This window comes from Micromonospora sp. NPDC049107, assembly GCF_040648595.1.
Taxonomy (GTDB): Bacteria; Actinomycetota; Actinomycetes; order Mycobacteriales; family Micromonosporaceae; genus Micromonospora.
Window position 1 is genome coordinate 156,257 of sequence record NZ_JBEZEC010000005.1, and the last position, 23,384, is coordinate 179,640.

Annotated in this window: 13 protein-coding genes and 1 pseudogene; 6 read left to right on the forward strand and 8 right to left on the reverse strand. The window is 69.2% G+C overall.

Annotated features, from left to right (window positions below; translation table 11 throughout):
- Nucleotides 1-168 precede the first annotated feature (168 nt).
- On the reverse strand, nt 169-1,638 hold the full coding sequence (locus AB0B55_RS14505; RefSeq protein WP_357171896.1) for a tyrosine-type recombinase/integrase: 1,470 nt from the start codon (nt 1,636-1,638) through the stop codon (nt 169-171).
- Nucleotides 1,639-1,837: 199 nt separating this feature from the next.
- Nucleotides 1,838-2,134, reverse strand: coding sequence for a helix-turn-helix domain-containing protein (locus tag AB0B55_RS14510; RefSeq protein ID WP_357171897.1), 297 nt, complete (start codon nt 2,132-2,134; stop codon nt 1,838-1,840).
- A 1,424-nt stretch (nt 2,135-3,558) separates the two neighbouring features.
- On the opposite strand from AB0B55_RS14510, the pseudogene AB0B55_RS14515 reads away from it, so the two are divergent.
- The 3 genes and pseudogenes from AB0B55_RS14515 (at nt 3,559) to AB0B55_RS14525 (ending at nt 7,363) form a co-directional block, all read left to right on the forward strand.
- Nucleotides 3,559-4,426: pseudogene (locus AB0B55_RS14515) on the forward strand (hypothetical protein).
- 410 nt (nt 4,427-4,836) lie between these two features.
- On the forward strand, nt 4,837-5,805 hold the full coding sequence (locus AB0B55_RS14520) for a replication-relaxation family protein (protein ID WP_357171898.1): 969 nt from the start codon (nt 4,837-4,839) through the stop codon (nt 5,803-5,805).
- Between the two features lie 622 nt (nt 5,806-6,427).
- A complete protein-coding gene (locus AB0B55_RS14525; protein WP_357171899.1) occupies nt 6,428-7,363 on the forward strand; it encodes a replication-relaxation family protein in 936 nt (311 codons plus the stop codon).
- 305 nt (nt 7,364-7,668) lie between these two features.
- Here the strand turns inward: AB0B55_RS14525 and AB0B55_RS14530 are convergent, their stop codons facing one another.
- From AB0B55_RS14530 to AB0B55_RS14555, 6 genes are all read right to left on the reverse strand, one after another.
- Nucleotides 7,669-7,965, reverse strand: coding sequence for a hypothetical protein (locus AB0B55_RS14530; protein ID WP_357171900.1), 297 nt, complete (start codon nt 7,963-7,965; stop codon nt 7,669-7,671).
- Nucleotides 7,966-8,265: 300 nt separating this feature from the next.
- On the reverse strand, nt 8,266-8,676 hold the full coding sequence (locus AB0B55_RS14535) for a very short patch repair endonuclease (protein ID WP_357171901.1): 411 nt from the start codon (nt 8,674-8,676) through the stop codon (nt 8,266-8,268).
- Nucleotides 8,677-8,759: 83 nt separating this feature from the next.
- Nucleotides 8,760-13,637, reverse strand: a complete 4,878-nt coding sequence (locus tag AB0B55_RS14540; RefSeq protein ID WP_357171902.1) for a helicase HerA-like domain-containing protein — start codon at nt 13,635-13,637, stop codon at nt 8,760-8,762.
- A complete protein-coding gene (locus AB0B55_RS14545; RefSeq protein ID WP_357171903.1) occupies nt 13,634-15,181 on the reverse strand; it encodes a hypothetical protein in 1,548 nt (515 codons plus the stop codon). Before AB0B55_RS14545 ends, AB0B55_RS14540 begins: the two co-directional genes overlap by 4 nt.
- Nucleotides 15,181-17,037 carry an ATP-binding protein gene (locus AB0B55_RS14550; RefSeq protein WP_357171904.1) on the reverse strand — a complete coding sequence of 619 codons (1,857 nt, stop codon included), beginning with the start codon at nt 17,035-17,037 and terminating at the stop codon, nt 15,181-15,183. The genes AB0B55_RS14545 and AB0B55_RS14550 overlap by 1 nt, the downstream gene beginning before the upstream one ends.
- A 17-nt stretch (nt 17,038-17,054) precedes the next feature.
- The gene (locus tag AB0B55_RS14555; RefSeq protein WP_357171905.1) at nt 17,055-18,206 is read right to left on the reverse strand and encodes a DNA cytosine methyltransferase; all 1,152 of its coding nucleotides are present in this window, start codon (nt 18,204-18,206) and stop codon (nt 17,055-17,057) included.
- A 319-nt stretch (nt 18,207-18,525) separates the two neighbouring features.
- Here AB0B55_RS14555 and AB0B55_RS14560 point away from each other — a divergent pair, with 319 nt between their 5' ends.
- The 3 genes from AB0B55_RS14560 to AB0B55_RS14570 form a co-directional block, all read left to right on the forward strand.
- Nucleotides 18,526-19,224, forward strand: a complete 699-nt coding sequence (locus AB0B55_RS14560) for a hypothetical protein (protein ID WP_357171906.1) — start codon at nt 18,526-18,528, stop codon at nt 19,222-19,224.
- Nucleotides 19,221-20,330 (forward strand): XRE family transcriptional regulator, encoded by a 1,110-nt coding sequence (locus AB0B55_RS14565; protein WP_357171907.1) that lies wholly within the window; start codon nt 19,221-19,223, stop codon nt 20,328-20,330. The genes AB0B55_RS14560 and AB0B55_RS14565 overlap by 4 nt, the downstream gene beginning before the upstream one ends.
- Before the next feature lie 1,003 nt (nt 20,331-21,333).
- The coding region (locus tag AB0B55_RS14570) for a tetratricopeptide repeat protein (protein ID WP_357171908.1) at nt 21,334-23,384 on the forward strand (2,051 nt) is incomplete at its 3' end.

A 23,384-nucleotide genomic window follows, 5' to 3' on the forward strand; every position in this document is an offset into this window, starting at 1 on the left:
GGTCTCGGACGGGGACCGTCCCGGTGCCGGACGCGACGAGCGTCGCCCGCCCGCCGCGATGCCCGCGCGCCCCACTGACCCCAGAGATCAAGCCCAGAACCTACAGCGCCCCGCGTGTTCGCTCGCCTGACCGGGAGTCCAGCCGCTACCGCGTCGGTGACGGTGGGTTCACCCCGCCTTGCGGGGCCCGCGGCGCCTTTTGTTGATCTTCTCCGCGACGGCGTCGGCGGCGTCCTGGCGCAGCTGCTTGGTGACGCTCTGGTAGGTGTCGCGGGTCAGGGTCGTGGTGGAGTGGCCGAGTTGGTCGGAGAGGACCTTGATGTCGACGCCGGCGTCGAGGGCGATGGTGGCGGCGCTGTGGCGCAGGTCGTGCAGCCGGATCGGCGGTAGGCCAGCCTTGCGGATGAGCCGGCGGAAGCGTTGGGTGACGGCGTTGGGGTGCCAGGGCTGCCCGTCGGGGCGGACGAAGAACAGGCCGGTGTCGGGCCACGCCGGGCCGGTGGCGAGTTGCCATTCGGCGCGGCGGGCCTTGTAGGCGGTGAGGACCTTCGCGGTGTCGGTGTCGAGGGCGACGTCACGGTTTCCGGCCCTGCTCTTAGGGGGTTTCTGCACGGGGGTGTAGCCGTGGGTGGCGATCTGGTTGTTGATGGTGGTCTCCCGGCGGTGCAGGCGGACCTCGCTGTCGCGCAGTCCGCAGGCCTCGCCACGGCGGGGTCCGCGGTAGGCCATGTAATGCCACATGGGATGCAGGTCCGGGGCGTGCCGTGCGGCGTGGTCGAGGAAGTCCACCACCTGCGCGTCGGTCCATACCATCACCGGTCCGGGCACCTCGCCGGTGTCCTTCCAACGCTGCACGCGTTCGTCCTCCCACACGATCGGCAGCGGCCGGTCACCCGGGGTCTTGACCAGCGCGGCCGGGTTGGAGCCGACGATCAGTTCGTCGGCGAGGGCATCGTTGATGGCCTTGCGCAGGCAGGCGCGGATGCGCTGGCGGGTCGTGGGGCCGGTAGGCCGCACTCCGGCGACCGACCTGCGCACCGCCGGGTCGGGACTGGTCTTCGCGGCGCGGATGTCGTCGCCGCGGCGTTCGATAGCGGCGAACATGGCACGGACGTGGCTGGTGCGCAGTTTGTCCAGCGGAACCTCGCCGAGGTGCGGAATCAAATGCACCCGCACGATGGACTCGTAGCCGCGCAGGGTGTTGTCGTCCACGCTGAGGTGAGTCAGCCAGCCGGTGAGGTAGTCCGCGACGGTGGGCGCGTCAGCGAGAGGGCCGTCGCCGCGCAGCCGCTGGCGGATCCGGTCGACCTCGGGCAGGGGCCGTTTGGTGCGTGCGGCGTTCTGGAGCAGGTCGCCGATCTCGGTCCGGCGGCGCCGGTCGCCCTTGGCTAGGGCGAGCAGTTCCCGGGCGTGGTCGAGTTCGTCGGCGGCGGCCCGCCGGGTGGGTAGGCCGGAGCGGCGTAGTTGCCGACGCCCGCCGTCGGCGGTGGGTGGAAGTTCGAGTTGGTAGGTCCAGTGGCCGTGCTCGAAACTCCAGGAGCGGTTCGGGCGGCGCAGTTTCGGGCATTCGTTGCCGAGCGGCTTGCCGGTGTCAGGGTGGCGGCAGCCGCAGCGCTTGAAGATGCCTCCGTCAGGCATGGCAGGTGGTGCTCCTCGATCAGGTTGGGATGCATCGGTTTCCGCTGATCGACATCCACGCGTCATTTGCGGGCACGATCAAGTCGCCGGATCCGTCACGACAGGGTCCGGCTGAAGAGTGGGAAGGCTGGAGCAGAGGGGCCCGTGTGGCTGCGGCCCGAAGGCTGCACGGGTGGTGTCCGTCGGCACGGCAGGGCACCTATGGCGGTGAGTCCAGGGCGTCGGGGTTTCGCTGAGGCGCGGACGTGTCGCGGTCGTCCAGGCGCAGGGTGGCCAGCAGCGGGGCCGTGGGTATCCGGTAGTGGGCGCCGACGCGGAAGTGCGGCACGGGGAACGCGTCGCGGCGGATCAGCTTGTAAGCGGCGGAGCGGGACATGCCGAGCACCGCCGCGGCGGTGGCCAGGTCGGTGCTGGCGCCCAGGGCGCGGACCCGTTCGGCCGTCCACGTCGGCTCCCGCTCACCGCCGGCCGGTCCATCCCCGGACCGAGGTGACACGGTTCGAGTGCGTCTCGACGATCTCATCGTCATCTCCTCGGCGGTGAGTACGGGCGGTACAGGCTCGGGCGCGGGGCGCACCGCGGTGAGGCCGGATGCGCTTCGCGTGGCGTCGGTGAGACGCTGACATCTGTAAACCCGCGCTTGTGTGCTCTGGCGAACGCCTATGTGACTCACCACCCACTCACAGAGGCTCACAGGGCTGCCCGTCCGGCCATGCGTCCCGGGCCGGCGCCGATCCGACACGGATGGGCCACCGCCTCGGCGCCCACCAACCGGACAGTGGCAGGTGTCGATGACACGGTGGGTGGTGCGACGGTTCACCGATGCTGCGACACCGTGTCCACCGACGGCTCGGCCAGGGTGCCTACGTGTCACACGCCCAGCGGCGACGACCGGTCAGGCACACATGAGGTTCGATGGACACGATGTCCGTGGACATGTCCTTACCCGGTAGGCGCGGACACGGCCTGCGGACGGTTGACACGCTCGTCCATGCGGCGCAGGGATGTCATGCCGGTTTGGCCACCGCCACCACGGGACGGACGGTCGCGGTCGGCGCCAGCGTCACTCCGGGCCAGGGACACGCGCGTGGCCACAATGTCCCCGCCCTGCTCAGCAACCACGCCGGACACGTTGTCAACGACGAACATCGATGACACGTGCGACGCCGCGGACACTCTGGCCGGACGTTGAGGACACCTTCCTCCCGCCTTGAGGCCATGGCCGCGCGCACGGAAACGGTCAACAGATCTCGACGTCATATGACCGGCCGACGATTGCCTGGCCGGACAAGGTGACACAGCTCCCCCGCCGACGTTCCTGTCCCCTCGGACACGGTCACCGCCGGATGCAGGGACAAGATCTCCATCGATAAGCACCGTTGACACCGGGTCGCCCGTTCCCGGACAAGGCAGCCGGTGCCGGTGGAGTCCTCATCACTGGTGCCTGCACCGGCGACCGACACGGGTACGGCGCCAGGCACGATGGCCCGCCCCGGGGACGCAGGAGGTGGTCGGGGCTCGCGTCACCACCGGCGCCGCCGTCGGCGTTCGGGCGCCGGCAGCGGGTGCAACGCCGCTGTGAGTCGCTGTGAGTCTTTGTGAGCGGCTGTGAGTCGCTGTGAGTGGTGGGGCGGCCCCACGATCGCGGCTTCGTCGCTGAGCCGTCTGAGTGCCGCGCTTGGCGTGCCTCAGTGGCTCACAGCCCTGCTCAGGAGTACCGCGACCCGTCCCGCATCGCCTGTCTAGTGCCGCCTCGCGTCCGGAGTTCGCTCGAGATACCGCAGCGGCCGGCTGGGCGCGAAAGCCGGCTTGACCTGCGCTGTGAGTGCCTGTGAGTCAGTCGTGGCGTAATCGGCATTCCAGCGTCGCCAGAACACGGCGGCGACGCCCGATGGCCTCACTGGCCTAGGAGTACTGATCATGAGTGTGTCCGACACGATCTTCCCTGCCGCACCCCTGGACGCCGTCGATGTCGCGTTCGCCGCGCTGACCAGCGACCCGGCGCCCCTGTCCCTCGACCTCGACGGGTTCAGTCCGGATGACGGCCTGCCAAGAGGCGTCGTGGCGCTGCCGACGCTGCGGGACTGGCTACTGGCCAACCCGTGCGCCTACACCGCTCGCGACGCGGTGTGGCGGGAGCTGATCCGTCGAGCCCGCCTGGCCGGGCCGCAGTGGGTCATCGCCGCGGTCGGCATGGCGATGCCGGCGCTACGCCGCTACGCGAGGCGGTTGTCCGACGGATACCGCGGTGACCCCGACGACATCAGCGCGGAGATCCTCGCGGGATTCCTGGCGGCGCTGCGGGACCACGTGGATGTGGCCCACCGGGCACCGTACGCGTCGTTGTGCCGGGCCGGGTGGCGCGCCGGGCACGCGCTACGTCAGCAGGCCAACGAGTTCGTTCCGGTCGAGGACGTGGAGCGCGTCACGGGACCGCGGACCCCGCAGGTGCCCTACGGGCATCCGGACGTGCTGGTACGCCGCGCGGCACGCCTGGGGATCCTCGACGCCGACGACGAGCAGCCCTACATCGACGTACGGCTGGGACGGCGAGCCATGGAACCCATCGCGGCCCGGATGGGGCATCAGCACCGACGCCCTGCGCATGCGGCTGGGGCGCATCGACACCCGCCTCGCCGAAGCCCTCGCCGACGGGATGCTGACCGGCGCGGCGTCCCCGCAGGCCGCCGAGGCGTTGGCGGCGCGAGCCGAACGCCGGGCCAGTCTGCGCGCCGCCAGCCGCCGCCGCCTCGCCACCACTGCCGCTACGTCAACGGCAGTCGCCTAGGTCGGCTCCCTCTTCTCGCGGCGCCGTCACTTCCCCCGGTGAGGGCTCCTGGGACAGATCACCTCACCTGAGGAAACCCCTCGTTGTGTGGCTGTGAGTGGCTGTGAGTGAGGCAGGCGTTCGCCAGAGCACACAAACGGCGGTTCCTTAATGACGGCGCCACAAGCCGCGCTCAGATTCTCGCCGTACCGCACGACCGGCCGGTGATCCGGCCGCGCGGACCAGCCAGCTCCGTACCGGGGCTGCCGTCCGGGCACGGAAGCGGCGAGCCGGTGCCCTGTCACCCACCGCGACGCACGACCGCGGCGGCGTGATCCGCCCGTGGTGCGCCGCACCGATGCGGTCGCCCGGGCATTCATCCACCCCTGCCACCCTCTATCCGGGGTGGCGCCATCTTGGAGGTACCGGTCATGGCGACCACCTACCATCCCCAGTTCACTGTCCCGTCCACCCGACCGATCCCGGCGGAGCTGCTTCTGGCCGAGAGCCGCCGCATGCGCCGGCCCGACTGGTGGGCCGTCGAGATGCTCGCCGAGCACCGCGTCCTGACCACCGCGCAGCTCACCGCACTCGGTTTCGCCACCACCACGGCGTCGGCCACCCGACGTCTGGCGATCCTCGCCCGCCGCGGCTGGATCGACCGCCTCTGGAACATCAGCACCGCGGCCACCGCCGACACCTGGTGGTGCCTCGGCCCGATCGGTGCCCAACTCACCCCACTCGGCGAAGACCGCGATGTCACACCGGCGCAGGTGTACCGGGCCCGCGACCGGCTCCGCGAACATCCGAACCTGCCCGGCCTGCTGCAGGCCAACGACTTCTTCGTCAACCTCGCGACCCGCGCGCTCGCCAAACCCGGGAGTGACCTACGCACCTGGTGGTCACCGCGCACCTGCCGATACGTCACCGCGGCCCGGCATACCGCCTGGCACGGCGAGTACATCCACGACCGCAACCGCCACGCGTTCTGGTACCAGCCCGACCCTGGGGAGATCCGTCCCGCCGACCTCGCCGACCGCATCCACGGCTACCGACACCTGGCCGAACAATCCGGCCTGGCGACCCTGATGTTCCACGCCGCCGACCCGCAGCGAGAGCAGGAACTGCGCCGCTACCTCGAGCGCCGCAACACGCGGCACCTCACCGTCGTCACCAGCAACCCCGAGCACGGCCATCCGGCCGACCCGGTCTGGCAGCCGATCGGCGAGACACACCGCCTCGCCCTGACCGACCTTCCCCACACCCCCGAGCAGTGGCCGCCCGACACCGTGACCTTCAAGGAGGTACGGCCCCGAGCCCCACACCCCATCTACGACCCCGAGCGCCCCTACGACGAATCCGTCGCCGACGGCGAGTACCACTACCCGCCGCGCCCCTGACCAACCTTGCGCTGCTCCTCGACCGGCCCGTGGGCCGGTCGAGGAGCAGACCGGGGCGACCCAGCGAAGCGCTTACCCGGTCACTGTCAGGGACTGTCGGAGGTTACCGTTCGCTTCGAACCCGAACGACAACGCCTACGGCTCTCGCACCGCAGGTCGCAGCCGCTGTGACCAACTTCGGTCGGACAGGCGACTGACTGCCCGTGTCACCGGAAGTTCGCCACACGGGCGAGACCAGTGAGATTGGCATGTCCAACCAAACTGCCGGACAGCGACTACCGACCTCCGGTTGCTCCGGCCCGCTATGCCGGGCGGCACACCAATCTCACACCCACTCGCACCTGTGACCTTGGAGCAACAACGATGATCACCCCGCACCGCGAACCTCACCAGCGTCACCGGCCCGACTCACACCCATCCTCACCGCAGCGTCACGCCGAACCCGTTGCGCCCGGCGCTTCAGCGGTCAGTGCCGATCTCCGTTCTACCGTCCGTCTTGATCCTGACCCCCAACCTGACCCCTCACGGCCGCTCACAGCCCAGGTCAGCCCCGCTGTCAGGAGTCGGGGACCGCTCCAGACAGACCCTCCAGTCTCGGGTCTCTCCCCCAGGGCTGGTGCCCATGGGTAAACACCTACCGACCGCGGACCCGCTGCTGCGACTGCAGGCCAGCATCACCGCCCGCGACGACCGGCTCCTGGGCTGGCTCTACGACCACGGCGTGCTCACCACCGACCAGATCGCCGCCGCCCTGTTCCCATCCCTGGACTTCACCCAACGCCGCCTGCGCCGCCTTACCGCCCTGCGAGCGGTCGACCGCTTCCGACCCAACAAAGCGGACGGCGGCTCCTACCCCTACCACTACGTCCTGGACCAACTCGGCTACGACCACGTCCACGCCCAACGCGGACTCCCACGAGGCCGCCGCGACCAAGCCCGCCGCCGCAAACACTCCCTGACCAACCGACCGGACCTGCCGCACCTGCTCGGCGGCAACCAGGTCTTCATCGACCTCGCCGCCCACGCCCGCACCCACCCCGACAGCGACCTCGTCCGCTGGCAGCCCGCGTCGGCCTACCACGAACCCGGCACTCTCTACCGCAAAGGCGGCGACCCGCAGATCATCCTCGCCGGAGCGACCGGCTTTCCCCGCCCGGACGGCGCCGGGGTGTGGACCGAGTGGGGACGGTCCGTGCCCTTCTTCCTCGAGTACGACACCAGCGGCGAGAACCTGCAGGTCCTCATCAACAAGGTCATCAAGTACGAGCGGCTGTACAGGATGAGCACCTGGGCATGGCCGGTGCTGTTGCACCTACCCTCCGCACGACGCGAGGCGAACCTGCACCACCGCCTCGCCGGCACCAGCCTGGAGGCGGCCATTGCCACCACCACCGCCGAACTGCGCACCGCCCTCGCCGCCAGCCCTGCCCACCAGATCTGGCAACTACTCGGCCGTACCGGCCGTCTCCGCCTCATCGACCTGCCCTACACCGACACCCACCACGACGACCAATACCGCACCCACGACCAGCCCACCCCGGACGAGCGGGCCGCCTGATGAGGGGAGCGGAACACACGGCGCGTGGGGCGGCCTGCAGGCCGCCGCACGCCGCCGGGCCCACCCCCACCGCCAGCTAGCCGGGCCGGTAACCGTCACCCGCCGTACGGGCGCGCACCGAGCGACCGGAGCGGACTGCGCCTCGATCGAAAGCGTTGAGTCGGCCCCCTGAGTCGCGGTGTCAGGATTGCTCCTGGTCCGCTTCCTCAGGCCGCTCGGGCCACGCCCCGCCGCCAAACAAACCCACCGCCGCCAACCCTCGGCCGGCAGCCGCAGCACATCGCACTGCGCCTGCTCCTCGCACCTCAAAGCCACGAGCAGACGAACGACTTGACCTTCAGTTGAAGGTGAGCGTCGATCGTATTTGCCGTCTGCCACTCGTCCCGGCGGACGGCGAACACGACCGACAGAAGGAAACCCACGTGTCCAGTGAGCGCCTCAGCCTGCTTGCCGCGATACCCGACGACGTGACCGACCCGCTCTTGTGGCGGCTCGCCCTCGACGTCACCGCCGCCCACCAACCCGACCAGAACGGCAACTGCCGCAACCTGCAGTGCACCAAGCACCGCGGCATGTGTCCCGCCGCGCGCATCGCCCAGCACGCCATGAACCTCGCCCGGTGCGTACGCCCAACTGCCACTCCGCCCGCGGTCGCCTACGGGCAGGGACGGACCGCTGCGGCTACGCGCCCACCCGGAACATTTCACGGCTGGTTCGTTTCCGCACAAGCACCGTCACAACTGAGGGCTGATCAACCGCCGCGAGAGGCAACCTTGCGATCCATGCCGGCCGGCGCCGCGTAGGAGCACGGCTGTCGCTGCGTGACAGGTGCACCCTGTCCGCCTTGGCGACGCTTGAAGCGGTGCTGTACCAACCTATCCGCCTCAATATGAGGGCCAGCTTCAGGCGTGTGACTGCTTAAAGCATCGCCGCTCGTAAACACTGCCGGCGATTCGCTCGGCGGCTTCCTGAGGGTCCTCGTGCTCCCAGATGCGGATGACATGCCAGCCGTTATTCGTGAGGACACGGTCGGTGCTGACATCCCGGGTTTGATTACGTGCGACTTTTTCCGACCAGTAGGTGGTGTTGGCCTTGGTCTTGCGGCTTCCGTGCTGCGGGCATCCGTGCCAGAAGCATCCGTCAACGAAGACGGCCACACGGGCTGGGCCGAAGACGATGTCAGCGCGTCGACGGAGCGATTGTGTGGGTGCTACGTCGACGCGGTAGCGCAGTCCGGCGGCGTGTAGCAGGCGTCGTATCGCGAGCTCGGGCTGAGTGTCGCGGGTCCGCTGGCGCTGCATGCGGTCACGCACCCCTGGGCTGCTTGCCCAGGAACGTGCGGCCGTTTCGTGTCGGGGCGTCCGCCTCGCGGTGGCAGGCCGCCCTTGCTCTATCTTCATTGTCCGGTTGCGGCCTCCTCGGTAGGGAGTCCGAGTTGGCGACGGTCACGGTATGCCTGTGTCATGCGCAGCAGCCGGGGCTTGGTGCCGCCGAAGCTAACCAGTGCTTCGCCCTTGCCAAGGGTCCGGATCTGCTCGGCCAGGCGCGAGTCGTTTGGGTTGAGCTTGCGGGCGGCTGCCGCGGCGACGGTGGCGTCAGGCAGCCGGAAGCACACCTTGGTCTGGGCGTTGGTAGCGACGACGTCAGGCAGGTCTCCGGGCTGCTGGGTGGCAAGCAAGACGCCGAGACCCTTTGAGCGCCCTTCCCGGATCATGGTGTCGACGGCCTTGAAGGCAGCGACGCGGTGGGCTTCATCCACTACAGCGACGTACCGGACGGAGTTCGGCACGGGTGGCAGCGACTGCACCCGCAGGAGCAGCGCCGAGAGGATGAAGCCGGCAGCCAGGACGGTCGTCTGGCCATTGCCAGGAATTCGGCTCAGCCCGAAGACGACGTTTTGATCGATTACTTCGCCAAGGGGTGGACCTTCTCGGAACAGTTCGTTGCGGGTTAGGTCGCCGATCACCCCCTTCAGGTCGTCGTCGAGCTCGTCGTCGAGCAGTCGGAGTGTCGGCCAGCGACCCTCCCTTCGGCCGACCGCATAGGCGCTACGCAGCGCTTTTTCCAGCTTGCCGCGCTGCCTGACACCGATCCGGGTGAAGGACTTGGTGGCGACTTCGACGGTGTCGCGCAGTTCAATGACAGCGGTGTCGACGGAGCGGTCGGTGAAGTCCTCCAGGGCGAGGGGGTTGTACGGAGCGCCGCCGTTCCAGAGGTCGAGGAACTTCGCCCCGGCGAGCTGGGGGAAGCCGGTTTCGTCGCTGTAGTCGTTCTTGAAGTCGGCGATGCCGAACTTGCTCCCGCTGTGGTGGGCGAGCTGCGCGAGCAGGCTCATTGTGAACTGCGTCTTGCCCATACCCGAGCTGCCCCACACCTCCACGTGGCCGTTCTGGAGCACCCCCTGCTCGGGGCCGGCCGGGTGCCAGCGCACCTCCTCGCCCGTGATGGCGTCCCAGCCCAAGACCGGGGCGCGGAACGGGACCGGTTCCGTGGCGGACGTAGTCGGCTCCGTGTGCCTGCGCGGCTCCTCGGTCGCGCTCGGCTCGGAGGTGTGCGCCTGCTGCTGCGGCTCAGTAGCCTGAGGGTTCGACGGCGCGGCCTCGCTTGGCGAGGGCCGGGCAGGCTCGGGGACGTCAGCGTCCCGGGTTGTGTCGGCCGGCGGCTGCGCCTGCTCTGCGGGCTTGGCCTCGGGCCTGCGCCGCGTCCGTCCGCCCTTGAGAGGCGGGCGCTCGGCTTCGACAGTCCTGAGGTCCGTGATGCGCACCTGCGCGGCTTCGAGCAGCAGGTCCTCGGTGAGTTTGATGCTGTGCAGCACCACGGGGACGATGTCGCTGGCCACCTCCCTCGGGTAGTACCTGTCGAACTCTTCGACGTTGGGGCCGAACACCAGGCCGACGCCCGCCCACTCCAGGGTCCCCGTGCCGGTTCGGAACGCCTCAAGCGCCGCCAGTTCATCGGCGTCCAGCTTGAAGCGCGACTCCCGTGCCACCGAGTAGGCGGCCTCCGCGATGCGGTTAAGCCACAGGCGGCTGTGGATGGACCCGGGCTCGGGGTAGGCGGCCCACCTAGTGGCCGCGAGCGTCTGGTTGAGCTGGTCGAGAGCACCGGCAGCAGCGTCAGTTTCGTCGCTGCGCCTGGCCTTCACCTCGATGGCCGCGACGTGGACCCCTTCCTCGGAGGGGTCGAGTGCGATTGCGAGAAGGTCCGCGCGGCGGCTGGGGAACCAGTGCCGGTACTCGTCGAGGCTGACGAGCAGGACGCGGCACCCCGGCGGCAAAGGCCAGGGGGTGGTCGTGCGGGCAAGCAGCGAGAATGCCACGACGTGGCCGACGAGTTCATTAATGCCCGTGCCGCTGGTGGCGGCCTCGAGGGCCAGGATGCCGTAGCCCTGGCTCGCAACCTTGCGGAGGTCAGTCCCTACGCTGAAGGCGACGTCCCGGTCGGCGACGATGTTGGCTGCACGCAGGCTGCGGCCGATGGCGCGGTCTGCCGGGCCGCCCGACTTCTGGCTTAGCACCAGCGACAGCGGGCTGTCGCCACCGAGTCGGCGCTCCTGGTGCAGGATGGCGATGCGGTGGGCGCCGAGGGCCTGCTCGAGGCTGTCGCGGGTGGCGTAGCGGTCGAGGGTGGCCACCCAGAGCGCGAGGTCGTGGACCTCCCGAAGCTGCTCGGCGATGTCCATAGCTCCGGTGCGGACCTCGGGCACCGGGATCTTCTCGCCTTCCTCCGGCCAGGATTCGTCCACAGCCGCCTGCAGCTTCAACCACGTGATGCCGGCACGCGTCGTAGCGGGCGGCATCAGCAGCATGCGCCGCTCCTTCCCAGGCCGCTGCGAGGTCCGGGGAGCGAAGAGCACTTCGGAGTCCTCCCGCGGTGCGGGCACTTCGGGGAACTCGATCTGCAGCCGGTTCCCGCCGTCACTGATTCCGGTCACCAGCGCGAGGTGTACCGCCGGGTTCGGCGAACCCGGCTGCTGCAGGACCTCGCGGGCCCGGGCGAGGCTGTCGAGGTAACGCAGCTCCAGCACGTCGCGGCTGTCGCGCAGCTCTTCGTCCGCACGTGCGAGGGTCTGCCAGTGCGGCCTGTCGGTCGGCTCCTCCCCGACGCAGAACACCTCGATCTTGGCGACGGTGCCGCGGCCGGTCTTGCGGCCGATCAGCTTGACTGCCTGCGAGACGAGCAGGTCGGCGGCGCCGGGCCCGTAGGCGAGGCAGCGCAGGTGCCCGGCGGCCTCAGGCTGCAGCGAAAGCAGCCGGACCACGACCGAGGTCAACGCCGCGCCGGCGTAGCCGCTTTCGTCGCGGGTGTTGGCCCCGCCGTAGAGGCTCCAGAGCCGCCCTTCGCTGGTGGGCAGCATGGCTTTGTCCCGCAGGCGCGCGCGAACGTGGGCGGGGTGGTGCGAGGCTGTCGTGCGGGCGATTCCAGCGGCCGTCGCGGCGACAGGCTTGTCGTCGCTTGCGTCGGCCGCGTCGAGCAGGGACCACAGCGCGTCGAGGTACTGGGCGAGCCACTCGGCCTTCAGTGGCGCGAAGCCGGTGAGAGCCACGCAGTGGGCCGGGCCCTCGACCGCCCCCGCTAGCGAGAGTGCCTCTGCCACCTCGGCCTCCGCGCCGGGTGCCTTGTCGTTGCTGGCGGCAGCCCAGCTGGTAGCCCACCTGCGCAAGGGCTGAGGGCTGAGCCCTTCCTGCAGCGACAGCTGCGCAAGCTCGCGTAGCTCGTGCGCGAGCGGCTTCAGTTCATTCGAAACGGGCTGCGGGCTCGGTACCTCGTTGCTGCAGAACGACGAGAGGGTCGGCTCGTCGGCCGCCGTCAGGGTGAGGGCGGTCTCCTCAGCGAACAGCAGCGCGGCGCGCAGCAGTGCGGCGTCGTCGAGGTCGGGCCGCCAGTCGACTTGGACCGTGCTGCCGTCGGCGGCGTGGAGCCGCAGCTGCAACAGCGCGAGTTCCCCCGAGGCGAGGTCAGCGTCGTGGAAGGATGCCTCGACGGTTTTGTCGGTGTCGGCCGGCTGGAGGAGGAGGCCGTCAACTTCGACCCCCCGGCTTTCGAGCCGGCGCATCAACCCGCCCAGCCGCAGCCGCGCGCAGCCGAGGGTGATGCACCGCACCGCGCCGCTGCGGTTCGGCTTCGCGTTTTCTGCCGACGGCTTCGGGCTGAGGAGGCTGATGCGCTTCAGCGGACCGCCGAGCTGCTGCACCGCCTTGATCAGGGCATTTTCGGGGCAAGACGGATTGCTGCCGCTGATGGCCTTGTCGCGCAGCAGCTTCTCGAGCTTGATCCTGGTCGGCCTGTCGAAGATGCCGTGGGCTTGGGCTTCGTCGAGGTCGAGCAAGTCCCGCGCGGCGTCTCGCTGCTGAGCGGAGCGGCGAAGTTCCTCTGCGCGCGAGTGGTACCTAGGCCAGGGCAGCAGCGCAACCCGCTCGTCCTCGTGTCGCCGCTGGTAATCGGCCAGCGCCTGTAGCGCGACGTCGGCGAGGTCCTTGGTGCGCTGTTCGAGGATCTCGCGTGCCTCGTCGAACTCCAGCTCCTGAAGCAACTGTTCGCTGCCGGACTGCAGCATTGTCATCACGGCCGCCGCGGCGGCGGACGCCTCCGCCGGCTCGTTGCGCAGCCTGGGCCGCCGGCCGAGGACCATCTCGGCGCGCCGGCGAATTTCGGTGTAGGCGCTGGGCCGCAGGACGTCGTCGCTGGTGCGGCGGGCGGCGAGGGCGAGGTTGTCGCCGATGCGGTCGGCGTCGACCCTTTCGCCGGTGGCGGTGTCGGCGAAGGCGCCCAGGGCGGGCAGGCTCTTCAGGGGGTCTTCACCGGCAGCGACCAGGTCGAAGTATGCCGCTACCTGCGCCGCGCTCGGCTTGTGGGCGATGCCTACCCGGGCGATGGCCTCCCGCACCGCTCGCACCGGGCCGTCGAGGCTGGCGGCCGGTTCTTGACGGGCAATCGTGAGCAAGCCTTCGGGGGAGTCCAGGAGCACGCCGGGCGACACGTTCTCGAACAAGTTGAGGCCACTGCGGTCCGGGACCTGCAGACCTTCGCACAGGACCAGCACGATGCCCTGCGGGTAGCGGTTGCGCAGTCCCGTCCCCGAGCCCGACAGCGCATGGGCGCCGAAGCGGCGGGGGCAGTCGGACACTACGGCCAACGGCGGAAGCGCCTCACTCCACGCCGCCACCATGCCCAGAGCGAGGCTGGTCGGGACACCCTCAACTAGGACGAACTTGGAGCTTCCGCCCATGTTTCTGATGTGTGCGGCCAGTGCGCCGCCGAGCCGCTGACTCACATCGACCGCCTCTGCGCACGCTCGCCGACCACGGTGGTCCGGTCGGACAAGCTCAGCGCCAGTCCCGCCTCGCTCATGAGCCTCTCGGCCCGGCGGGCGTTGCGCTCGAGGCCGGCCCCGTCGACCTGGCCGCGTAGGCTCGTAGACGCCGCCGACTCTTGGTTGATCACCAGTCCCCACTCCTGCCGCACTGCTGCGAAGAACTCGTTGCTGGGCATCGGCATCCGGCTCGACAGAGCGCCCACGAGGGCAGCCAGCAAGTCCGGCGTAGCTGTCAGGTAGCGGTAGCGGGTCCCAGCAACGAGCCCCACCGACTCCAGCAGAACTCGGAACCCGTCCTCAGCCCGGCCGTAGTTCGCGCTCTCCACCGACGTGCGCGCCAGCCGCAGGTACTCGTCGTCCGCGCTGCGGGCGGTCAGCTTGGTGAGCTGGTGCAGCAGCCCGTCGGGGCCCTTCTCACCGTCGAGCTTGTTGCGCCGGTTCTCGAACTCGTCGGCCCACACGACGGTCTTTCCCTCCACCAGCTGGCGCATGATGCGGGCGACCGTGGAGATCGTCGCCTCGTTGAGCCGGATCCGGGCCCGCCGGTACGACTCTTCCGACCGCTGCCGGACCCGGTCCTGCGCCCGCGGCCCCCCGCCGAAGCTCAGCAGGAGGAAGCGGTCTTCCTCGGGTGTCGACGTGGCGTCCCAGGCGACCCTCAGGGCGTGTACCGCCAGGTCCAGCGCGAGGATGGTGCGCAGCTGCCACAGCTTGGCCGGCCCGCTGGCGCTGCCCTGGCACATCACCCCCTCGGCGTGACGACACAAGCTAGCCGCGAGCGGCTGCAGCAGCTCGTCCTCGCCCCGCTCCCAAGCTGCCTTCTCGTCCTCTTCGGTGTCCGGCGTCTTGGTGGTGAACGGCACGTCGGTCTGCAGTGCCGATTCCAGGCGGCGGCTGATGTCCGCCAGCGGACTCGGCCCCGTCAGGGCCTCGCGGATGGCGGAGACAGCACGCGCCCCCTGCTCGGCCGCCTTCGGGTCGGTCGGCGCGAGCAGCAGGCGGGCGAGGGTGATCCCGCTGCCACGCATGTACACCTTGCGCACTGTCCAGTCAGGTCGGCTCGGCGCCTTGCGCGCGTCATACCACAGCAGCGACTCGTGGAACGGCCGCAGCAGCCACGCCCCCGGCTGGCCTCGCTGCGTGTCCGGGTCGACGAGCCCCTGCAGGGCGCTCTGGGCCAGCGCCAAATTGGCGCTGTTGCGGACATCGGAACCCGACGCGAGCAGCTTGCCGTACAGGTTCGGCGTCATGTTGTCCTCGCCCGCGCGCCCCTCCCGGCCTGCCAGGAAGTTGGTGGCGAGCGCCAAGCTTCGCAGGGCGAATCGCTGCCGCTTGGGACTGCGCAGCTCGTCGCTGCTGGCCGGGGCGCGGTAGCGGTTCTGGGCGAGGGTGAGCAGAGTCTCCGCGCACAGCTGCGGAGCCCGCTCGTCGCGGTCGGGGTCCAAGCCGAACAGTACCTGTGCGACCCGGCCGGGGGTGAGGTTCCGGTTCTCGAGGAGCACTACGCCCTCCGGGAGGTCGCGAAGTACGGAAGGTTGACCTTAACCAGTGCCGGCGGGTCGGAGTCGGGATCGGCGACGCGGATGGCGTCGCCAGCGGCCTCCGCCGAGGCAAGCCGGCTGTAGAAGCCGCGCAGGTCGTTCATCTCTGCGACGCCCTGGCCGACGGGTCCCTGGAAGTCAGCCGCCTCGCGGATGGCCTCGTACATCTTCGGGCGGATCCGCAGCGACAAGTCGTCGCGGCCGTCCACGACCAGCTCTACGTCGACGTGGTCGACATCCAGCAGCCGCTCCACGAGCCCGCGGTCCGGCACCCGCGCAGACAGCCGCTCCAGCGGGACGAGTCCGTAAACCAGCGACGGCCTCGCCGGTCGGAAGGAACCGGGGTCGCGGGCGAACAGGCAGGCGGGGTCTGGCACGACGAGCCCTTCGTGAGGGCTGGAGAACCCGGTGACGAGGAAGTTCAGGCCGCGCACCACTTCCGAGACTTCGATGACGACGTCCTCGCTGCGGGCGGCCTTCTGCGCCAAGCGCACGAGGTCGGCGACGTAGCGGTATCCCAGCAGCCGCCTCGACGCGACGTCGGCGCCGCCCAGCGCTTGGCTGGCCTCGAAATAGAGGCGCTGGCGCCACAGCACCTGGGCAGGCGCGTTGCTGTCCCGGTCGCCTGAGACGAGCGCGTCCAACCCGTCGTCTACCTTCGTCGGGTCTTCGCTGGTGCTCACAAGCTCACCCAGGTGGTGGAACGTCATGGTCCCCTGCTTGGTGCGCACCCGGTCCTGCGGCGAGCGGCTCCCAGCCAGGGCGAGGCTGCCGTCGGGCCCGTCCTCGACCAGCGACGGATCGCCGGCGAGCAGCCGAACCACGTCGGGCGCTCCGGTGGTGTCCCGCAGCCAGCCGTCGATCTCCAGGTCGCTGACGTGCCCCAGCTGGGCAGTGCGCATCCCCGCCATCAGCGGCGAGCGCTCGATGGCGTCGAGCGTCAGGCCTCCGCCCACGACTCGGGTGAAGTACCCGTCGGTGGCGGTGAAGGCGGCCCTTTCCATGTCGCGCGTCGCGGTCTTGACGTGCTTGCACGTCCGGTCGCCGACGACGGCCCAGGCGAGCACCGAGAGGACTTCCCGAATTGTCGGCACCGCTTCGCCGGCGCCGAGGCGGACCAGGGTCCGCAGCTGCTCGCGTACCTGCGGGTCCCGCAGCGCTTCGGCGTTGTTGCGCATGGGGCAGCTGCCGAGGTCGAACGGGCAGCCGGCGCAGCCGGACCACAGATCTTCGCGCACGAGGAAGTCGAGCAGGGCGTCCCAGAGCCCAGGCGCGGTCGGGCGTTGGCGGTTGACGTTGACCACTACCAGCTTGCCAACCTCAGCTGCCCCGCTGCGCAGCGCCTGGTCGAGGGCTGAGGCGAGGTCTTCGTGGTCGAGTATGTCGAGCGCGTCGCGCAGGACGCCCTCGTTCGCGCACACCAGATACTGGCCGGATTCTGTCGCCAGGCCCCTGAGGACCGCCTGCAGCGTCGAACGCCGCGCCGCGTCGTCCGGAAGCCCCGAGAGATCCTTGACCACCCAGCGGCCCGAGGCGACCTCGCGCAGGTCGTCGCCTTCGGGAAGGTCGCCCCCGACGGCGCGGGAGTACGTCTCCGCCACTGCGGTCTTGCCCGTACCGGCGTTGCCGGTCAACACCACGGCCCCAGCCTGCCCGGACTCGGCCCACGTGGCGACGTACTGAGCCAAGCGGGTGGGGACATCTGCGCCGAGCGCCTCGCCCAGACGCTGGAAGTGTTCGCGGTAGGCGCCGGCCTGGTCGGCGCTGAACACCGACAGCGACCGCAAGGCGGCGACAGCGGGTAGTTCGTCCGACACTTCTCGGGGGTCTGTCACTAGCCGGCTGCCTTCCTCTCGGCTTGGCGCTCACGTTGGGTGGTGCGTCCTGCCAGCCGGCGTAGAGCGTTCAGCTCGGCTGCCCTGCGGGTCGGCACGCCTGCTGACAGCAGCATCTGAGTCAGCGCGTCGACGATCTCCTTCGCTGCCGGAGGCGGGACAGCGTTGCCGATCTGCCGGCGGACGCGAGCGTACGCCGATGCCCGGTTGCGCACCGTCCCGTACTCGAAGACGAAGTCGTCGGGAAAGCCCTGCAGCCGCGCCTTCTCGCGGTTGCTCAGCCGCCGCGGCTCGACGTGGTGGTAGCCGTGCGTGCCGCCGCCGCCGCCCGCGATCATCGTGTAGGCCGGCTTGTCCGGGTCCAGCCGCCGGTAGACGTGGCTGATGAGCCCCTTGACCGCCGACGGGTGCCCCTCAGGGATCACGCCGTAGTTCGCCCCCGGCGGGATGAGCTCGAGGCGCTTGACTACCTCAGGTCCGTCGAGCCCGCGCTCGTGGTTCGGCGCGTCGTCCGGGATGGGACTTGTGTCGAGTGCATCGGCGACTGTCACGTGCCGCCCGGCGTAGGGCTCCGGGATGATCGGCGGCCGAACCTTCAGGTCCCGGCGCACCCCGACGACGATCAGGCGCTCGCGGTGCTGCGGGACGCCCAGGTCTGCCATATCGATGACCTGGGCCGACAGGTCGTACCGCACACCCGGCCCATTCCTCGGGCCGCTCACGAAGCTCGACGGCGACCGCAGAGCGTGCCGGACGAGGGTCCACGCAGCCCCGTGGTTGGCGGAGAGGAGGCCCGGCACGTTCTCGAGCACGAAGGCCGCCGGACGCAGCCCGTCCAAGAACCGCGCGACATGGCGGAACAGGTTGCCCCGCGCGGTTTTCAGGCCGTCGTGATTCCAAAGGGTGGAGTAGTCCTGGCACGGCGGTCCAGCGAGCAGGATGTCGCAGGGCACGTCTGGCACGTCGAGCTCCGCGATATCTTCGGCAACGATGTGCCGACCCAGGTTGCGCCGATACGTCTCGACGGCCCACGGCTCAATGTCGTTTGCCCAGACGACGCCCACACGCTTGGTCTGCTCCGCGCCGAGGTCCATACCGCCGCAGCCGGAGAACATGGAAACCGCGGCGTAGCGACCAGCTGGCCGCGCCATCAGAGCCCGCCGCCCGACCCGACGGAAGGCGTGTCGCCTGCAGTAATCCGTCGGCGTTCGCCGACCGGTGTCGAGGTCGCGTGTCGCGGGGTCGTCCTGAGCATGGGTTGCACCCTATCGGCAGCCTCCGACAGGAGGCAGGCGACCCGCAGGCATCATACGCGCCCTCGCAGCCGGTCGGGCGTTGATCAGGGACAAGACCGCGAAGGCTCGCGCCGCAGCTGGGCTAGCAGGCGTGGGTAGCGTCCCGCAGCGCCCGACTCGCGACCCGCACTTTACTTTCACAACATCAACTGAAGTACCTGCTATGTTTCCGTTCGTGGATCACCTGAGCGAAGCCGTCGCAATCCTCGACAAGAACGGCGTGCTCACCCCCCTCGCGGACCTAATCCGGCAGGTGTACCGGAGGGCAGCTGACCGACACGAGCCAGACCTGGGCGACGACGCTATGAGCTTCGGTACCACGGTCTGGCGTAACCTGACGAACCTGGGAGCGGCGCAGTTCGGCGGCCTGGCAGGCGTCAACGCCCGGATCGAGGACAACTCGTTGGAGATCCTCTGCGCGGGCTACATTGTGCGGCTCTACTCCCTCCAGGGCGGCACCGGCGCGAGCGTCGAGTCGATCCGCTGGGAAGGCAGCGAAGCCCGGCTCGGCGGAGCCGTCGAGAACAGTCGAGGCGGCCAACTCGCACTGGACGACGACGAGCAGTTCCCCGAGGCGTTCACCGGTGTGGTTCCACGCCGGCGCCACGTTCGTGTCGCGCACGCGGGCGACCTCGACACTGGCGAAGCGGTCGCCTACCTCGGACTGCCGCGGGACAACCGCGACGGGGGGTCCCCCTGGTTCGAGGTGCAACTCTGGATCGGCCAACCGGCTCACCCGGTGCTGGTGGCCACGGGCGGCAGCCCTGCAATCCCAGGTCCCGCGCTGCCCGGCGAGGGGCCGATCCCGGAGCTCGAGGTCATGGTCAGGCCGAAGCGGCGCGGTGACGGCGTGCGGCTGTCAGCGCTCGCGTGACGGCCACCCGCGAACGGGAAGAAGCACCGGCGCTGGCAGCGGCAGCGTTTCAGCCCCACGCGCTGACGCTCGCCCGCCGGTGGCGACGGATCCGCAAGAAGGAGCTGGCCCGCCAGGTAGGGGTGACTGCTGCCGCAGTGAGCCAGTACGAGCTGGCGCAGTCCCGCCCGTCGCCCGCGACGCTGGCCCGCCTTGCGCTCGCTCTTGCCGTCCCGGTCCGGTTCTTTGCCGCCGGCATTCCTGCGCCGGTGACGGCGGGTCACGCGCACTTCCGGAGCTTGCGCATTACGACACAAGCCGAACGGGACCAGGCCCTCGCATTCGGCGAGATCGCATGGCGCGTCGTTGAGGCTGTCGAACAGCACCTACAGCTGCCGGTGCTGCGGCTGCCGTCGATCGACTTGCCAGAGGAAGCGTCCAGCCGCGACCTCGAAGCGGCGGCGGTAGCCGCCCGCCACGCCCTCGGTCTGGGCGACGAACCCGTGCCTCACATGGTTCGACTGCTGGAGGCGGCCGGAGTTGTCGTGCTCACGTTGCCGGACGTCTCCGAGCGGGTTGACGCCTTCTCCCACTGGTACGGGTCGCGGCCGTTCGTGTTCCTCAGCCCGAGCAAGAACGACAAGGCGCGGTCACGGATGGACGTGGCCCACGAACTCGCTCACCTGCTGCTGCACCACGACGCCGAGCCCGGCAGCCAAATACTCGAGCGAGAAGCGACTGCCTTTGGGTCGCAGTTCCTCGCACCGAGCCGCCAGCTCCGCGACGAGTTACCCGCCCGGCTTGACTTCGAGCAGCTCCAGCTAACCAAACGCCGTTGGGGCCTCTCACTCAAGGCGCTCGTCTACCGAGGCCACGCCATGGGCATCTACAGCGACTACACATACCGGCGGGCCATGAACATGCTCGCCGAGTGGGGCTACCCCGAGCCAGCAGACCTGGGACACCGCGAACAGCCCTCACTGCTCGGCAGAGCCGCCGCTCTCCTCGCCGAGCAGGAGCAAACCGTGACTTCTGTAGCAGAGCAGGCAGGCATGTCCTCCGACATGCTTCAAGTGGTGGTGTCGGCAGGATCGGAAATCACCCTGGGGCTCGACGTCGAGGCATAGTCGGTGCTCCGCCTGAAGTCCTGACGTGTACGGCTGATGTCGTGCCAACGTCTTCCTCCTCAGTAAACTCGTACCGAACCGAGCACTTAGCTGTGCTCCTACCGACGGCGCGGCGAGTAACGGAGGAGCCGGGCAAAGGACCGGTGAGCGGGTGTCATGCCCATGATCCGCCGCCGAGGGCCGGTCGTGCACAGGCCGCAGGCCGGACGCGTCCCTCCCGAATGCCGGAGTAGGACGTTCGACGCCACTGGCCAGCTCGCGACCGTCGAGTCCACCACGGCGATGGCAAAAAGGACCGCGGTCGCTGCGGCCAGGATTCCCAGGACGGTCCATTCGAAGCCGTCACGAAGGGGTTCTCCGCGAATTTAGTTGTCGAAGGGGAGGCGTAGTAGCGTTCGCACTGCGATTGAGCGAGTCGCCATCCGTAAATGAGGCCGTAGACTGGGTCCATTCGCTAGGAGGTGGCCGCGGTGCCTCATCGGAGCCAGCAGTGGGTGTGGGCGGGACGGGTTGTCTTTGGTGTGCTCGTTGCCGGTGTGGTGGTGTACCTGGTCGTAGTTGGATTGGACAAGGCCGACAAGACGGCCAGCTGCATCGGCGCGGTCGTGGCGTTGGTTGCTTTGGCAGTTCCGTACCTACTCCCACCACGGCAGAGTGGAGGCGTGTCGGTGCCCGATACGGACCGGGTAGAAGAGAGTGGTAAGGCCATCGCCAAGGCTGGTGGACGAGCCAACACCGGAGCAGAGACCGACGCCAGGGACCGGTCGGCACAGGTGGTCCGTTCAGGGGACGCGACCGCTGAGGGGCCAGGTTCAGTTGCCAACACCGGCATCCAGCGTGGCTCACAGTAATGGCCACCAGCGGAGCCGCAGCGGACGCGGAGCCTACTAGGGCCAGCGTTACCGATTCCGGCAGTGCGCGAGCGAACAGGGGTGGTGTAGCCAACTCCGGCATCATTCTCGGTGGTGTCAAGACCGAGTACCACCAGCACCAGGCTCCTGCAGTGCCGCTGTGGCCGGTGGTGGTGGGTCAGCCTCCGGCATTGGCATCGGCGTTCCAGCCAAGGGAGGGCCTACGGGAGAAGATCCTCAACACCCGCCGCTGCGGTGATGACGTGGTCTTGACTCATCAGGCTCGAGACCATGACGGCAGCGCGCGGGTATTGGCTGGTGGCGGAGGGGTAGGTAAATCGCAGCTGGCGGCGTGGTTTGCTTGGGATGCCATCAACGGGCGCGCGACAGACCTGGTGGTATGGGTCAATGCCGCCAGCCCTGATCAGGTCATCACTACCTACGCCCGCGCCGCAGCGAAGGCCGGTGTTCCCGGAGCCGACGGTGCTGACCCGGCCGCTGACGCGACGGCGCTACTCGAGTGGCTGAACAGCACCGAGCGGACCTGGCTGTTCGTCCTCGACAACATCACTGACCCGGCCCTACTCGGCTGCTGGTGGCCACCGCAGCGGCCCACCGGCTGGACCCTGGCCACGACCCGCCTGCAGGATGCCACCCTGGTCAGTTCCGGCCGGAGGAAGACTGACGTCGACGTGTACAGCCCGAGTGAGTCGCTGATGTACCTGACCGACCGGCTTGCCAGTGTCGGGTGCGCCCACCTGCTCGACGACCAAGCCCCGAACCTTGCCGTCGCGGTGGGGCATCTACCGCTGGCATTGTCCCACGCTGCCGCTTACATGATCGCTCAGGAGGAGGGGTGTGCGAATTACCTGGACCGATACAAGAGTGGTGGTGAACGGCTGCCAGACCTCATGCCCGCCAGCGCAGACCCCGACGCCTACGGGCGGCCCGTGGCCGTCACCCTGCTGCTCGCTCTAGATGCCGCCGATGCTTCCGCACCTGTCGGGCTGGCCCGCCCCGCCCTAGCGCTGGCCGCCATGGCCGACCCGGCAGGGCATCCCGACGCACTATGGTCCACCCTTGCGGTCACCGAATACCTGTCCACCCACGGTCGGGATGACACCAGCGAGCCCGTCACCGCCGACGAGGCGTGGAAAGCGATGCGGCTGCTACACCGCTACGGGCTGCTCATCCACACCCCCAGCGACACCACTCGCGCCGTGCGCATCCATGCTTTGACCGCCCGCGCCACCCGGGAAACCACCACCGATTCCGTATCGGTCGCCCACGCCACCGCCGACGCGCTGCTGCAACTGTGGCCAGACGCCGACCACGCCACCACCGATCTCATCAACGCGCTGCGCGCCAACACCAACACCCTGGCCGACATCGCCGGCGATCTACTCTGGCAACCCCACGGGCACCCACTGTTGTCCAGGGCTGGCATCAGCCTGCTACGCGCCGGCCTGCACACGCCCGCCGTCGCTTATTGGAAGCACATGACCGAACAGGCGGTCCGGCTGCTCGGTCACGAGCATCCGAACACATTGACCGCCCGTGCCAACCTCGCCGCCTCTTATGGGCAGGCGGGGCGCATAACCGAGGCGATCACTATTGAGGAGAAGGTGGCCACCGACAGCGCACGCCTACTCGGTGACGAGCACCCGGACACGCTGGCCGCGCATGCCAACCTGGCGACTTCCTATCGACGGGCGGGGCGCACTACCGAGGCGATCATCCTCATCAAGAGGGTAGTCGCCGAGTACGTGCAGCTACTCGGCGATGAGCACCCTCACACATTGAGTGCCCGTGCCAACCTCGCCGCCTCTTATGGGCAGGCGGGGCGCACTACCGAGGCGATCACCATTGAGGAGAAGGTGGCCACCGACAGCGCACGCCTACTCGGTGACGAGCACCCGGACACGCTGGGCGCCCGTGCCAACCTCGCTGTCTCCTATCGGCAGGCGGGGCGCACTGCCGAAGCGATTGAGCTCCTCACGAATGTGGTCGACGACTTCGTGGGCCTTCTCGGCGATGAGCACCCCGATACGTTGGCCGCCCGCGCCAACCTCGCTAGCTCCTACCGGCAGGCGGGGCGCACTGCCGACGCGATCACCATTGAGGAGAAGGTGACCGCCGGCCGGACGCGCCTTCTCGGTGAGGAGCACCCGGACACGCTGGCCGCCCGCACGAATCTCGCTGT

What these genes read in the sequence shown, in the direction of transcription:
- AB0B55_RS14505 (WP_357171896.1), bottom strand. Translation starts at nt 1,638, where the DNA reads ATGCCTGACGGAGGCATCTTCAAGCGCTGCGGCTGCCGCCACCCTGAC.
- AB0B55_RS14520 (WP_357171898.1), top strand. Translation starts at nt 4,837, where the DNA reads ATGGCGACCACCTACCATCCCCAGTTCACTGTCCCGTCCACCCGACCG.
- AB0B55_RS14525 (WP_357171899.1), top strand. Translation starts at nt 6,428, where the DNA reads ATGGGTAAACACCTACCGACCGCGGACCCGCTGCTGCGACTGCAGGCC.
- AB0B55_RS14555 (WP_357171905.1), bottom strand. Translation starts at nt 18,206, where the DNA reads ATGGCGCGGCCAGCTGGTCGCTACGCCGCGGTTTCCATGTTCTCCGGC.